Annotated in this window: 11 protein-coding genes; all 11 read right to left on the bottom strand. The window is 37.4% G+C overall.

Annotated elements, in window-relative coordinates:
- Positions 1-74: 74 nt before the first annotated feature.
- The 11 genes from ACZ47Z_RS05485 to ACZ47Z_RS05435 all read right to left on the bottom strand — a co-directional run bounded on the left by ACZ47Z_RS05485 (position 75) and on the right by ACZ47Z_RS05435 (position 15,863).
- Entirely contained in the window at positions 75-458 is a 384-nt protein-coding gene (locus ACZ47Z_RS05485; protein WP_054752971.1) for a GtrA family protein, read from the bottom strand.
- Positions 455-1,384, bottom strand: a complete 930-nt coding sequence (locus tag ACZ47Z_RS05480) for a glycosyltransferase family 2 protein (protein ID WP_117825430.1) — start codon at positions 1,382-1,384, stop codon at positions 455-457. The genes ACZ47Z_RS05485 and ACZ47Z_RS05480 overlap by 4 nt, the downstream gene beginning before the upstream one ends.
- On the bottom strand, positions 1,347-2,840 hold the full coding sequence (locus ACZ47Z_RS05475) for a DUF6020 family protein (RefSeq protein ID WP_370792089.1): 1,494 nt from the start codon (positions 2,838-2,840) through the stop codon (positions 1,347-1,349). Before ACZ47Z_RS05475 ends, ACZ47Z_RS05480 begins: the two co-directional genes overlap by 38 nt.
- Before the next feature lie 284 nt (positions 2,841-3,124).
- On the bottom strand, positions 3,125-4,651 hold the full coding sequence (locus ACZ47Z_RS05470) for a lipopolysaccharide biosynthesis protein (protein ID WP_118174026.1): 1,527 nt from the start codon (positions 4,649-4,651) through the stop codon (positions 3,125-3,127).
- Positions 4,648-5,544, bottom strand: a complete 897-nt coding sequence (locus ACZ47Z_RS05465) for a beta-1,6-N-acetylglucosaminyltransferase (protein WP_117825426.1) — start codon at positions 5,542-5,544, stop codon at positions 4,648-4,650. The genes ACZ47Z_RS05470 and ACZ47Z_RS05465 overlap by 4 nt, the downstream gene beginning before the upstream one ends.
- Positions 5,545-6,510: a glycosyltransferase family 2 protein gene (locus tag ACZ47Z_RS05460; protein WP_020435752.1), complete on the bottom strand. Its 966-nt coding sequence runs from the start codon at positions 6,508-6,510 to the stop codon at positions 5,545-5,547.
- Positions 6,511-6,525: 15 nt separating this feature from the next.
- The gene (locus tag ACZ47Z_RS05455; protein ID WP_054752986.1) at positions 6,526-7,623 is read right to left on the bottom strand and encodes a glycosyltransferase family 1 protein; all 1,098 of its coding nucleotides are present in this window, start codon (positions 7,621-7,623) and stop codon (positions 6,526-6,528) included.
- An 11-nt stretch (positions 7,624-7,634) separates the two neighbouring features.
- Complete coding sequence (locus tag ACZ47Z_RS05450) at positions 7,635-8,735, bottom strand: glycosyltransferase family 4 protein (RefSeq protein ID WP_117825424.1); 1,101 nt, start codon at positions 8,733-8,735, stop codon at positions 7,635-7,637.
- A gap of 95 nt (positions 8,736-8,830) precedes the next feature.
- A complete protein-coding gene (locus tag ACZ47Z_RS05445) occupies positions 8,831-12,580 on the bottom strand; it encodes an N-acetylmuramoyl-L-alanine amidase (RefSeq protein WP_464525953.1) in 3,750 nt (1,249 codons plus the stop codon).
- Between the two features lie 48 nt (positions 12,581-12,628).
- The gene (locus ACZ47Z_RS05440) at positions 12,629-13,195 is read right to left on the bottom strand and encodes a GerMN domain-containing protein (protein WP_117825418.1); all 567 of its coding nucleotides are present in this window, start codon (positions 13,193-13,195) and stop codon (positions 12,629-12,631) included.
- A gap of 121 nt (positions 13,196-13,316) precedes the next feature.
- Positions 13,317-15,863 carry a VanW family protein gene (locus tag ACZ47Z_RS05435; RefSeq protein WP_464525952.1) on the bottom strand — a complete coding sequence of 849 codons (2,547 nt, stop codon included), beginning with the start codon at positions 15,861-15,863 and terminating at the stop codon, positions 13,317-13,319.
- Between the last annotated feature and the right edge of the window lie 12 nt (positions 15,864-15,875).

Below are 15,875 nucleotides of genomic sequence, written 5' to 3'. Positions count from 1 at the left end.
AACAAACAGATACTATCGCCATAACTAATGAACACATCAAAAGCAAAATCACAAATCTATCTTCTCTAACTTAATCATTTCTCCAAAAAAATTTTTCTTGTAACAAAATTGTAAATCATAACAATCGCTGTCACAAAAATCTTTGCCAACATATAAAAAACATGTACTCTCGACACAAACACCCACATTAACAATTGATTTAATCCCAAACCAATCACGCTAAGTAAGATAAAAACAATAAATTCTTTTTTCTTATCTCCATCTTTATCTACATCAAATACCCAATGCACGCTCAAGATATAGTTATATATAACTGACACCACAAAAGAGATTCCACTTGAAATCAAATAATTAATCCCACAGAATTCTGTCAACGCAATCATTATACCATAATCAATCAGGAAAGCCGTCCCACCGACCACGCCAAACTTTAATACCTGAGCAATTAGTTTTTTCATTTATTCCCTCTCATTTCCATCTGATTTAACATGATTTCATATAATTGTCTGTGTTTCTTTACAATCACTTCCAATATCATTCCACAAACCCAGAGTAAAATTCCTATTAAAGCAATTACCCCTGATACAATCAACGTTGGAAAACGAAGCACAAGCCCTGTCTTAAAATACTCTAATAATATAGGGATAAAAAATGTCAATGCGATTACTTCCAGCACTACAGCAACACTCGTAAAGAACGCAAACGGTCTATATTCACGAAACAATGTCGCAATTGTCGAAAGCACTTTCATTCCATCAGAAAATGTATTCAGCTTTGATACACTTCCCGATGGACGGTCTCTGTACTTTACAGGAATTTCTTCAAGAAGGAAATTTTTATCTACCGCATGAATTGTCATTTCAGTCTCAATCTCAAATCCTTTTGACAATACAGGAAATGATTTAACAAATTGTCTGCTGAAAGCACGATATCCGGTCATAATATCACGTACATTATTATCAAATAATTTGTTGATAAAGAAACGTACCATACGGTTTCCGGCATTGTGGAAGGGACGTTTATTTTCCATAAAATAAGTAGATGACAGGCGATCACCGATTACCATATCCACCCCCTTTTTCAGAACCAGCTCTGCCATTATGCGGGCATGTTCAGCCGGATAAGTATCATCTCCATCAATCATAATATAACAGTCGGCCTCAATGTCACGGAACATACTCCGAATTACGTTCCCCTTTCCCTGACGATACTCATATTTCACAATAGCTCCTGCTGCTCTGGCGATTTCGTCTGTATGATCTGTAGAATTATTATCATAAACATAAACATCTGCTTCTGGCAAGGCTGTCTTATAGTCTTTTACTACTTTTTCTATTGTTACGCTTTCATTGTAACATGGTATCAATACTGCTATTTTCTTCATCTTGTCTTTTCTCCTCACTACATGCAATCATTATAAATAAAGGAATCGTAGTCATCATAGCATAGCTGTAACGAAATTCTGCCTGAACCGGCGTTGCAATAAACAACGAAAGTAAAATTGCTGCAACCGGGAAAAATGGGGCAATTGATTTTTTTCTGCAAATTGTGACCCCTGCCAAAAGAATCATTGTCCACGTATAGAATCCGATACTCCACAACAATCCTAAGATAGGAATCTGTTTATATAATGTTTCAACAAACCGCATAATGTTTAGCACACACCCCGGCATCTTTGAATCCCGATACATCCCCCAGCTATTTTCTTTCATCATCGTTGTTGTTACCCAATACTGAATATCCGGATACCAATATCCCTTCGTCTGATCAATCTGTGCTTTCAAGTAAGTAGAGGGATGTTCTATCCCTAGCTCAATCCATAATTTAAAATAGTCTATCTTATGTTCTGCAATATATTCCTGGTTTCCTGTCTGACGAACCAGTGTCTTGATTGGATCCGAAAGTGCCGGATCATATTCTTTTTTTATTTGACTAACATCTACTGCTTTTGATAATAATTTTTCTTGTTTTTCCGACAAAGTACCATCATCCGCTATTACTCTGGCAATATGCTGTGCCGGAATTGATAAGGATTCTATCGTATCCGGAGGTGTCACTCCATAATATTTTAATACGGGGCCTTTATAAAATAACGTCAATGCAATCGTCATCACACTAAACAAAAGAATACTTCTTCTATTTCTTTTCAAGAAAAAAAGAAAAAATGGAACACACAACAAATACGCATAAAAGCCATTACTTCGAAGAATACAGAGCAAAAGTCCCATAATTAAAAAAATCAGTGATGTTCCAATTCCTACTTTTCTTTCTCCTGTCATACGCCAGACAGAAACTGAAAAACAAAGAACAACCGCTCCCATTGCCACATCTTTCCAAAGGGTTACTGCATAAAGCGCATGAAAAGGAATAAGAGCAAAATAAATCACACAACCATAAAGAAACCCCCGCTTCATATGTTCTCTATAGAAAGTTGTAATCAGGTAAGCAAATGCTGCCGCCATCACTCCCATCTGCACTACCACACATACTGCGACCCCTGCATTTACTGTATGAAATAAATAATATCCAATTTTATAAAACAATCTATGGAACATCGTATGAATCCATGGCTGATGATTACTAAAGGATCTAAGACCAATCGCCTGCTCTAACTGCCACTCTGCATCATCTGTAATGATTCCTGGATAATATGCTAGAAAATAAGGCAACCAGCACAAAATACAAATAAAAAATACACATATACCCAAACGGAACGGACTGATTTTCTGAATATCTGCTGAGCGTAAATTACACCTAGACAATTTATAAACGAGTATTCCTATACATTCTCTTAATAACAGATAGATTCCAAGCATCGAAACAGCATATTGAATTATCAAAAAAATTCCTTTTTCCTGGTAAACATCATAATTTCCCATTACCCAAAAAGCAGCAAATACACCTGCTATGAGATTCACTACTATCTTTTCTGTTTTTTCCTGTCCCTGTCTGATTGTCTGTATTCTGTCAGATTTAAGGAAAAACCAAAGGATAATTACCAAGGGAACTACAAACACATTAGATGTTTGTAATCCCAAAGTCCAGACAACTGCAGCAGTTATAAAAAATAAACGAATAAAGATGTTATGTGTTATAAAAACACATTGTGCTTTCCATTTTTCCATCAATCTTCTTTTTTCCTTCCCAAAATTCCCTTCACCCTAAGTACAAGTTCTTTGAACTCATCCGGTTCGACCACATAATTTACCCCAACAATAGTAAATACGCTTACAGCCACCATTCCGATTGCATAGAGGAACCATATAATAAAAGATGCCATATTCTGAGGAATAACATATGTTCCAACAATACAAAGAAATGCAACTGCAATTCCATTTCTTACAATCCGAATCAAAGATATCTTTGCACATCCTTTCACCAGATGACGACTTGTATAAAACACAATATCAAAAGAACGATATCCATAAGAACATACTGTACCAAGAAGAACTCCTGCCATGCCTAACTTCCATACCAGCCCAAGAGAAACTGTAATATTTATCACAGCTTCTAAAATCGCCTGATATCTCGTTTCCTTATAATGCCCTGCTGCGCAAATAATCGTCAATCCCGGAATCCTTACATTCTGCATCAGAACAATCAAAGTAAAAAGGAGTCCCAGCAGAGGACGCACATACTGCACATCTGTCAAGTTAACCGTATACACTCCAACAAACGGCAAGATCAACACTCCCATGCAGGCAATCACAATAAACATGATTACAAAATACATATACTCATAACTTGAATAGCTCTTTTTTAGTGTCTCTTCCTCATTCTTGGCGATCACTTCTCCAAATCCTGCGGTCAGACCATTCGAAAACGATGTCATCAACTGATTCACTGCATTAACTACCATCATATAAACTCCATAGACACTAACCTCAAGAAGGGACTTTGTACCCAGGCAAATTGTGAGTACTGTTGTATCAGTATTGTTCACGATAATACCAACAACCTGATGTAAAAGTGCTGCATTTTTCTGCTTTAATGCACTATCCTTTGGTTCTGCATGAAAATCAAGTTCCGGATATTTCCGCTTTGCATAGATTTTAACTAACACCAGGCGAAGCATATATACACCAGTTGCTACTGCCTTTACAATTAAAACACCTGCTCCAATATAAATCAGAAATATGGATACAACCATATTAACAACTGTACCTGCTGCCTGAATTAAAGCAACTACATATCCTTCTTGGTTTGCTGTTAGTAATACTCTGTATTTACCAAGAAAAAAATAATCCACCAGTGTACTTCCCGACAAAACAATAATCATCCACCTCACAAGACTATTATCTAATTGTCCTGAAATGAAATACGGATATACGCCAACAAGAACTATTGTCAATGCAAGAAATAACATTCCTGATTTATTATAAAATTTTCTTGAAGCTGAAAGAATAGAATTCACTTCCCCTGTTTGATTTAGGGCAAGTGGCGTATAAAGCGCAACTACCGTCGCAGTCCCCACGCCTGCTTCTGCAAGTCCTAGATAAGTCAGAAACTGATTTACAGAAGTAATCATTCCATTTACACTGGATCCATAAGCCTCAAGAATAAAACGTGGCAATATCAATCCGGACAAAAGAACAATTACCTGCAAAAACAAATTAGCCACCATATTCTTAAAAGCCTGTTTTCCTCTCATGAGTTCTCCTTTCCTGCTTTTTGTCTACTAGATATTGTCTGAAAGATTTTATCTATAACCTCCTGGTCAATATTTTCATCGAACTTACGTGCAAAGAGATGTGGGGCATTCATCAGTTCTTCATAATCTTGATTTCTCCAGACATATGGATTCCCCCGTTTCCAGTCTATCAAGCGAAGACAGGCAAAATAATCCTCCTCAAAGGAATATACATTCTCTCTGTATTTTGAATTCCACACCAATGTCTGAACAAAAAATTCATCACAACATAATGTTTTCTCAAACAGCTTTTTTATCAGATTTTTCTGTTCGATGATATATTTTGTCAGTGAATGTGTAATGCTTACCCAATTAGCCCCCAAGCAATATTCCATTTCTGGTTGATGTCTCCTGATTCCGAGTCTGCGTTGCAGAAATAAGGAAATCTTTTCCATAAAGAAATAAACTCCCTTCTGTTTTCTTCCAATCTTTTCCTGCCAAAAGCGGTACTGCTCATATTTGTAAGCAGACTCCTTCCAAAAAGACTTCGGACAGAAATAAATGAACTCTTTTCCATCATTTGCATCAAAAAAAGCATGGATCTCATCCTGTGTTTTTAATGGAAGATCCACTCCACTCAGTAAATGATAATATGCATAACTATTTTCTGCTGCCGCTTCAAAAAGATGAAGCTCACTTTCAATCTGACTATATCCTCCCCAGGATTCCTTTACTGGATACACAAAAAAAATCCCAGATCTTTTCACACATTTTTCAAATCTGGCCCTATCGTAGTTCACTCCAACCCCTATATGAATATAGATATCATTTCTTTCATCATCAAGAAGCCGTAACAATTTTTCTAATAAATCAAACTGATGATGTGCCTTAATTAAATACGCATGTCTCTTCATCTATTTTTTCTTTTCCTCACTCATGAATACCATCTTCCTGTACAAGCCCGTATTTACGCACAATACAACAGATGAAATCTTTCTCTTTGGCTGAAAATATGGATTTCGCAGGATTGTCAGGATATGCCCGCGAATAAAGCGTTTCAAATCCTGATATCCTTCTAACTTCTTATAATCCTCCTGTAACAGCATCTTATCCAGAACAATAAAGCGTGACCAGATCCAGAGGCACTCTGCCTCCTGTGTTAGTGATGGAAATTTCTCTTTCACTACTTCATAATTCTTTGTATAGCCATCTATTATGTCAAATACTTTCGGACGGTATGCCTTTCCGGTAATACTGTCTTCTCGATGAAGATAATAATACTTCGGCTTTGTTCCTACTGCCACCTTCTTAATTCGCTGCATAAGGTCTACTGTATAATAAATGTCTTCATACAATCTTCCCTTCGGAAAACGAAGATCTTCGATACAGCTTTTCCGGATCAGTTTATTCCATATTTCTCCACGGATCGTATGCCCCCTGAGGATACAGCGAAAAGCCTCTTCTCCTGTGCAGACAAAATCCACCTCTTCCTTTTGTGTCTCGATTCTGTCTTTATACACTTCATATAAGCCACATGTTGCCATATCTGCTCCGCTATCTTTGATACGTGTATACATATATTCAAACATATCATTTTCAATATAGTCATCACTGTCTAAAAAAATGATATATTCTCCTTTTGCATAGGGAATTCCAGCATTTCTGGCATCACTAAGTCCACCATTTTCCTTATGTATCACTTCCACTCGATTGTCCTGTTTTGCATATTCATCACATATTTTTCCACACTGGTCGGGACTCCCATCGTCTACCAGAATCACCTGAATATCAGAAAATGTCTGTCCCAAAATGGAATCCACACACTTTCTTATATATGGTTCAACTTTATAAACCGGTACGATCACACTGATTGTCGGCATGATATCTCCTCCATTTTATTCATAGTATGAAAGCAAAGTCTGCGCAGCGCTTTCAATATCATATCCTGCTTTTGCAAATGCCTGCCTGATTCCTGAATTTTCTTCTTCGCTCCTGTCTTCTCCTTTGTAAGAAAGAATCACACGGCTCCATTCCTTTGGTGAATCCTGGAGTGACAGAAATTTCACTTTTTCAACTAACTTCACTTCTGTTGTAATCGTATCTGCCATTACACTCCTGATTCCGGATGCCTGTGCTTCCAACGCAACAATAGGAAGACCCTCAAAAAGAGATGGGAATACAAAAATGTCCATTCCTTTCCATAGTTTTGCAACATCTTTTCTGATCCCTAGAAATCTGATTCTATCTTCTATTCCATATTCCTCAGCTTTCTTTTGGATCATTTCCTGAAGTTCTCCTTCTCCAACTAACAAAAGTATAGCTTCTTCACAGGCAGATGCAACTTCCCGAAAAATCTCCAAAAGAAATTCATGATTCTTCTGTTCTTCAAAACGTCCCACATGTCCTAGCACAAATTTTCCTTCTACTCCCAGTTCATGGCGGATCTCTTCACGTTCTGACAAACTGAAAGCAAATTTTTTCAGATCAAGAGCATTGTGGATAAGATGATAATTGTTACTCTCTCTTATCTTTTTTGAAAAGAGCCATTCTCCAGCCAATTCACTGCATGCAAAATACTTTGTAGCAAACATTGGAATCAACGGTCGGTTAATTCTGTGCAACAAATTTCTCACCACTCCCGGAGTCGAAGAATTATGTGAGTGTGCGATCACTGTTGGAACCTTTCCATAGCTTGCCACAATCAGCGGTACTATATTCGCTGCTGACAGCATATTTACATGAACTGCATCATACCTTCCGATTCGAAGTATCTTTCTCATTTGTCTGCTAAATTTCAATGGATGTTTTCTTGCATCACATGTATGAAATACTTTTCCTCCAAGTGACTTGATTTCTTCTTCATACGCAAGGTGTGGAAACATACTTATGAAATCAAATCTAACACCCTTCTTACTCAATTCTCTGTAATAAGTCATTACAAAACTTTCAATTCCCCCGGGATTAAAGGATAATCCAACTTGTAATACTTTCATTTACTTTCCAATTACTTCCTTTCCATTGTCAGTTCATCTATCAGATTCGTCCACTGTCGATAAATCTCTTCTTTTTCAAATTTTTTTACACCCGATATCGTATGATTTGAAAACGCAATTCTTTGTTCTTCACTATCCATCAACAATTCTATACGATTTGCCATCTTGTCCAAATCATAAGGGGGGATTAAATATCCATCCTTCCCCTCCTCAACGATTTCTCTTGGCCCTGTTGTTACATCAAAGCTCACCATAGGAAGTCCACTTGCCTTTGCCTCAAGCAATACTAACGGCAATCCTTCCCTGTAAGATGGTAATACCAAAAATGCATATTCATTATACAACTTATATACATCTTTTACATTCCCTTTCTGAATCAATTGAGACGTTAAATCGTATTCTACCACCTTTTGGTGTATCTCGTCAAAAGTATCTCCCGTTCCGTATAAATGCCATTCCCACTCAGGATGAGAAGGCAATACTTTTTTCGCCACTTCTACAAGAAGATCATATCCCTTTTCTTCACTGAATCTTCCTACGGTGATAATTTTTCTCGAATCCTCTTTATATTCCTTTCGCATAGTCAGGATTTCTGGTTTGATCCAATTATATATACTTCGGATTTTCTTTGGATTCATATGAAATTTTCTAATATAATCCTGTCTGTTCTGTTCCGTCAATGTCACTGTACAATGTGAAATTAATGAATCCCAGAAACGGAAAAAGCGGATATCTTTCTTCTCCCATTCATTCATTAATGCACCGTGATCACAAAACACATACTTTGCTTTCGTAAAAAAGCGAACCGGTGAAACCGTCATAGCTGGATAATTCTCCATAAGGAAAACCACATCTATTTGATTTTGTCTAACAAATTCCCTAAATGGTCGAAATGTCTTCTTAATTCTGTCGCGTACTCGACACTCTTCTTCTAGTTCTGCTCTATATGTAATTCTCGGATCCAGGTCATATGGAACATGCCCTCCTTTTCCAAAGATTGCATAAATATATACTTCATATTCTTTACAAAACTCATTGGCAAGAGTTGTTGTGACTTGCTCAACTCCTCCTGTTACTGTCATATCATAATTAACAAAACATATTTTTTTCATTCTGAATATTCTCCATCTGCATAGTAAACAATGAATATCGTTTTACTAAGAAGGCGCCTATTGAACTTACAATAGACGCCCAAACTATTATTTCTTTAATATGTTTGCAGATTCTTCACCATTTTTTCAATATCAATACCATATCCTTCACTTGTAGCCCATCCATATCCATTTGGATTTTCTTTCTGACCAAGCCATTCCACATAAGGAGCGCTTCCTCTTGTAACCAATGAAAATCTTGGATCTACGCATTCATTCTTTAATGCATCTTTGGATCCATATGCTTTCAAATGCTGAATCTGAGCTCGTATTCCTTCACGTACTGTAGTAAATGATGCTCCGGCAACGCCGCCACCAGTTGTTCCAAGTCCTGCAAAATTATTCTGTTCAATCTTAACATCACCACCAAATTTAAGCCATGCAGTCTCTTTCATTGCCTGTGTAAATGCAATTGCCCCATTGATTCCTTCCGCATTCGCTTCTTCAACGTAAATCTGACAGAATTTTTCAAGTGTTGGCGCATCCGTCTCAGCGTAATATGCCGGATATGTTGCACCCTTAGCCTTAAAATATTTTTCTATCTGGGATGCAGTCACAGTAGTCTTTCCAGAAATAGCCATCAACTGATCTGTAGTACAAGAATCATCCAATGTTCCATTGGTTCGGAAATAATACCATGTATTGGATATAAATTGCCATCCTGTCTGCATCACTCCATTTTTATCCAAATAATATCTTGTCTTTCCAAAAGAAATCCAACCGGTCATCATGTAGCCTTCCGGCATAAAGAAATATTTCTTTCCACTGATTGTCTGCCAGCCTCGTACCATTTTTCCGTCTGATGCAAGATAATACTTTGTACTTCCAAAGCTGCACCATCCTGTCAGCATATGTCCATCCGGCATCAGATAATATCTCGTCTGACCAAAAGAAATCCAACCGGTCATCATATAACCTTCCGGCATAAAGAAATATTTCTTTCCATTAATTGTCTGCCAGCCTGTCCGCATCACTCCATCTGTGCCAAGATAATATTTCGTGCTTCCAAAAGAAATCCAACCGGTCATCATGTAACCTTCCGGCATAAAGAAATATTTCTTTCCATCGATCGTCTGCCAGCCTGTTACTGCTACTCCATTTTTATTGTAATAATATTTTTTTCCATTTACTGTTTTCCAACCACGTTTACTCTCTACAATCAGCTTACCGTCAGAAGCAAACGTATACGTTGTCCCGTCAATCACCTGTTTTCCGGTCACCATCACACCATTAGAATCCAGATAATATCTTGTCTGACCAAAAGAAATCCAGCCGCGCATCATATAGCCTTCCGGCATAAAGAAATATCTCTTTCCATTGATTGTCTGCCAGCCTGTCTGCATTACTCCGTTTTTATCCAGATAATATCTTGTACTTCCAAAAGAAATCCAGCCGGTCATCATATAACCTTCCGGCATGAAGAAGTATTTCTTTCCATTGATTGTCTGCCAGCCTGTCTGCATCACTCCATCATCATTAAAATAATATCGTTTTCCATCAATTGTCTGCCAACCTCGTACCATCTTTCCATCTGATGCAAGATAATACTTTGTACTTCCAAAGCTACACCAGCCTGTCAGCATATGTCCATCGGGCATCAGATAATATCTTGTACTTCCAAAAGAAATCCAACCGGTCATCATGTAACCTTCCGGCATAAAGAAATATTTCTTTCCATCGATCGTCTGCCAGCCTGTTACTGCTACTCCATTTTTATTGTAATAATATTTTTTTCCATTTACTGTTTTCCAACCACGTTTACTCTCTACAATCAGCTTACCGTCAGAAGCAAACGTATACGTTGTCCCGTCAATCACCTGTTTTCCGGTCACCATCACACCATTAGAATCCAGATAATATCTTGTCTGACCAAAAGAAATCCAGCCGCGCATCATATAGCCTTCCGGCATAAAGAAATATCTCTTTCCATTGATTGTCTGCCAGCCTGTCTGCATTACTCCGTTTTTATCCAGATAATATCTTGTACTTCCAAAAGAAATCCAGCCGGTCATCATATAACCTTCCGGCATGAAGAAGTATTTCTTTCCATTGATTGTCTGCCAGCCTGTCTGCATCACTCCATCATCATTAAAATAATATCGTTTTCCATCAATTGTCTGCCAACCTCGTACCATCTTTCCATCTGATGCAAGATAATACTTTGTACTTCCAAAGCTACACCAGCCTGTCAGCATATGTCCATCGGGCATCAGATAATATCTTGTACTTCCAAAAGAAATCCAACCGGTCATCATATAACCTTCTGGCATGAAGAAGTATTTTTTTCCACCAATTGTCTGCCAGCCTGTCACCCGATATCCATTTGCGTCAAAATAATATCTCTTTCCATCAATGTCTTTCCAGGAATTAGTTACATATTTTCCGCCTTCTTTATATTTCCATCCATTGGAATCCTCTACCCAAGTTCCTTTTTCCTTAGATACCCCTAAATACTTTGCTATACCAGTAGCATCCGCAACACCGAGTTTTTTTAACCCGGCTTCATTATTCAGATATGTATTTACATCGCCTGTATTCGTTACAAATGCATGTTCTACTATAATTCCAGGAATATTATTTTCTTTCGCTGCAATCTGAACCGAAAAATAATCTGATTTTGATCCATCTGGATATTTTTCATCTGCCAGTGTTGTATCTTTACTATAAATAGATCTTTTCTGCAAACCAATCGCAGTCAGCTCATCCATAATGTCATTCGCCAGCTCTTTTCCCTGCTGTGCAACTTCTGGTTTCCAACTATCATTTGGTACAATTACTTCTGCACCTTTTGCTGAAGTCGATGTAGAAGAATTCAAATGAAAGCTAACAAATATACTTGCCCCTGCTTTTGCAGCCGCATATACTCTGTCACTGATATCCCCACCACTGTTCTTATTGCTTGGATATGGGCATGCTGCTGTCGTTCGTGTCATGTAAACCGACACATTCGCATACTTTTCCAATTCTTCCTTACAATATTGTGCAATCTTTAAAGTTAAAACTTCCTCTCTTACACCATTCGCTCCTGCTCCTGTGTGTGTTGAATCATGTCCCGGATCAAGAGCAACCACAACATTCTCATTGACAGCTCTCGAATCATCCACAGCTCTTGCATTATCCTCTGCATAAGTCTGAATATCTTCATCCGAATCATATTCTTCAACTTCCGCTTTCTCCAATGCATCTTCTATACTGGACTCTTCCATCACATTTCCATCTTCATCAATACTCATAACAGCAACATCATACTGCTCCTCATCAGTTGCTGCTTCTGCATCCGGTTGTCCTTCAATCGGCTGTAATTCTGACATTCCTTCATATGTTTCATTAACACCAAATTTTGCTTCCATTCCAAGATCCGACAGCAAATAACTTGTTTCCATCTCTGCTGTCTTTACTGTCAATTTGGTTATTGTATAAATTCCATCCTCTCCATCTGCATATGCCTTCTCATATAGAAAGACACCGTCTTCTGATTTTATAGAAGTCCATGTTTGTGTATCCCCATTATGTTCTACACTTAAATCAATCTCTTCAATATTTTCTGTTCCATCCCCCCAGGAAACAACAATTCTCTGTGTTGCCGGAGTTTCTACGTACGGACTTTCTATGTACAAATAATTCAGGTGCTGCTCTATTGCATTCTGAACTTGATTTTCTTCTATCTGCTCACTGTCTGATGGCTGATTTTCAACTGTTTCTATATTTGTATCCACTTTTGTGTCCGCTGCATAAACCGGTACTGATGTAACCACAGTTGCTGCTGCTAATATTGCGACCAGACACGTTCTTATTTTTGATATCATTTTTTCCTCCTACTTATTTTCTATGTTTATCAATTGCTCTTATTTCCATCAGAAGTGATTCATGTATCCATCTAACTCTGTATCACCTGTATCTAATGCCTGTCCATTCTCTGTTAATTTAAGTTTCTCACAGTTATATGTATCCAAATAGGAGTTCACAATACATGTAAGTATTTCATCTTTCCCTGTGGTCCCCATACTTCTGATACGTTCACCAACTTCTGTATTCATATCCAGATCTATTGTTTTATTATTCTCGTCAATTTTACAACTGTTCAATTTACAACCTTCTGTCAGAATACCTTTTTCTATTAATTGATTCCAAACTGTTGTATCATCTATGTTTTCTGTCTTCATCTCTTCCGAAACGATTTCAGCATTTTCATTCACATAGTAAATTTTCAACGTCTTCATCTCTTGCTTTTCTTCTGAAATATTGCTTTTTTCTTCCTCCTGTTTTTGATTATTTTTTTCAGAATCTATCGTTTCACTTGTATCCTTATTGCCTGAATCCTCTACTGTAGTATTTTGTTCTGTATCCACATTGTTTTTCCCACATCCCACTGAAAAAAGCACCATACTTGTCAACATTACAACTACTAATAGCTTTTTCATATACCTTAACCTCCTCTTGCTTATTGCTCCCCATAGATTTCTCTATGATAATAACACAAAAATGCGTTTAAAAAAAGACTGATTTTCCAATCAGTCTTTTTCTATAACATGTTATTTCAAATTATTTGTAATATGAACTTGGAAGCTGTTCTGTTTTTACTGTTTTTCCGTTTTTAACATAATCTCTATAAGCAACCGCTGATTTGCTTCCTGTACTCCATGATCGTACATTAACATAATCATACCAGTCTGGTTGGATTCCCCAAACTTCAGCATACAATGTTTTTCCACTGACATATGTCACCAGTTTCACCGGATAATCATAGTCATTTCTGAATTTCAAATCTGATGATCCATAATCTACCATTGCATCCTGACCGATCGGCACATATGTAGATGGAACAGAATGGTTTCTTCTCTGAACAATTGTAAGTCCGGCTCTTATTGCTGCTCCGTAAAGCGTTGTGCTCGCCTGACAGATACCTCCGCCATATCCAACACCACCTACAACTCCTGCCTGCTTATATCCCTCTGCTTTTCCACATGGCCCTGCCACGCCAAAAAATGAAAGGGTCTGTCCCGGCTGAATGACAACCTGATTAAAGCTCTTTAATGCTCTACTCATATTATATGTGCCGTTTTCATTATTTGTAGACACTGTAGAGAATACTGACATTCTATCCACATAGGCTGGAGATGTTATCCTTAAGTTCAATGTTAAAATCTGACTTTCCGAATCCAGTATATCTACATAATATGTATGTGCTCCATTTCCTGAGAACATAAATTCACATGACTTTTTAGTAGAATAATTTTGTAAAACTTTGTTATTTCCACCATATACTTCTCTGAAACGATATTTATGAACATTATCATAACCTCCACTGGAAGTTGCTGTCAACTGTATTTTTTGTCCGTTTTTTGCTATACCATTTGTATTACTTACAAAGGAACCTCTTAACTGATTATCCGGATGTACCACTACCTGCATTGTGTACGTTGCACGTACCACCTGGCCTTCATCATCTTTTACATCCACATAGAAAATATGTGTTCCAATCCCCGTCGTTGTAAAAGAATATGTGTTTTTATAACTATAACTCTGTCTTACCTTTGTAGTTGCTCCATATACTTCAGTAAACTGATACTGACGTTTTCCGTATCCACCCACTCCACTGCCAGTTAATGTAACAGTTCTTTTTGCATATTCTCTCGTTGTTTTATTGCTTCTAAGACCTGCTTTTATTACTTTATCCGGATGTACTACAACAGTCATGGAATATTTGAGTTTTGTACTCTGATTCTCTTTATCCTTTATATATACATAATAAGTATGTGTTCCTGGCCCTGTTGTCTTAAATGCATACGTGTTCTTTTCACCATACTTCTGAACAACAGTTACTTTTCCATTATAAGATTCTACAAACTGATATTTAAGTGAACCATAACCACCTTTTGCATTTGCTGTTAAGCAGATATTTCTATCGATATATTCTTTTGTCGTCTTGTTACTTGTCACACTACCTGTCAACACATTATCCGGATGAGCAACAATATTCATCTCATAAGATGCTCTAAATTTCTGTCCCTGTTCATCAATCATGTCAACATAAAACACATGATGTCCCGTTCCTGAAGTTTTAAAAGTATACGTGTTTTTCTCACTATAAGCCTGTCTTACTGCCGTTGTTGATCCATATGTTTCAGAAAACTGATATTTGATCTTTCCATAGCCACCCTTGGCTGCTGCTGTTAGAACAACTGTTCTTTGTATATATTCTCGATTTGTCTTATTCGAACTAAGCTCTGCTGTCAATTTCTTTTGCGGATGCAGTACAACTGTCATCGTATAGGATAACTGTATTTCCTGTCCCTCTGCATCTTTAATGTAAACATAATATGTATGTTCGCCACATTCCTTTGTTATAAATGAATAGGTATTTGTGTCACCATAATCCTGTAATGCTGTTTCTACACCATCTTTCTTCTCAGTAAACCTGTACTGATAATTCCCATATCCATTTGTTGCTTCTGCAGTTAACGTTATCTTTCTATCTACATATTCTTTTTGTGTTTTATTACTGGTTAATTTTCCTGAAAGAACTTTCGATGGATGTGCAACCACCTCAATCTTATACTCTGCTGATCCTATATTACCATTTTCATCTTTTACATTTACTCGATATACATGTTCACCAACGCTAGATGTCTTAAATGAATAGACTGGATTTTCTGCGTATTCCTGAACAACAGCTGTTTCCCCTCTATATTCTTCTGTATACTGGTATTCGACATTTCCGACCGCATCCTCGACATTTGTTGTCAATTCTACGGTTCTGTCCACATATTCTCTTGCTGTTTTATTACTGACAATTGTAGTTTTTAATTCTGTCACCACTTCTGTTGATGGTAATTCTTCCGTTGTTGTATCTTCTGCCGCGCTTTCTTCCGGTTCTGTTTCGATTGGCGATTCTTCTGAATTATTTTCATCTTCTGTCTCTTGAATCAGTTCTGTATTTTCACCATCATCTTTCTGTGTGCCTTGATCATCCAAAGTCGTTTCTGCCTGTTCCACCTGTTCTGCTGACACTTTTAACGGTATTCCAGAGAAATCTGCCATAAATATTCCCGCACATAGCATCAAAGCCATCCATTTTCTTCGTTTCATACCTTTTCCTCC

It is taken from the genome of Mediterraneibacter faecis (assembly GCF_055383675.1).
The sequence above is the reverse complement of the archived record's forward strand: the minus strand, read 5'-3'. Positions and strand labels throughout refer to the sequence as shown.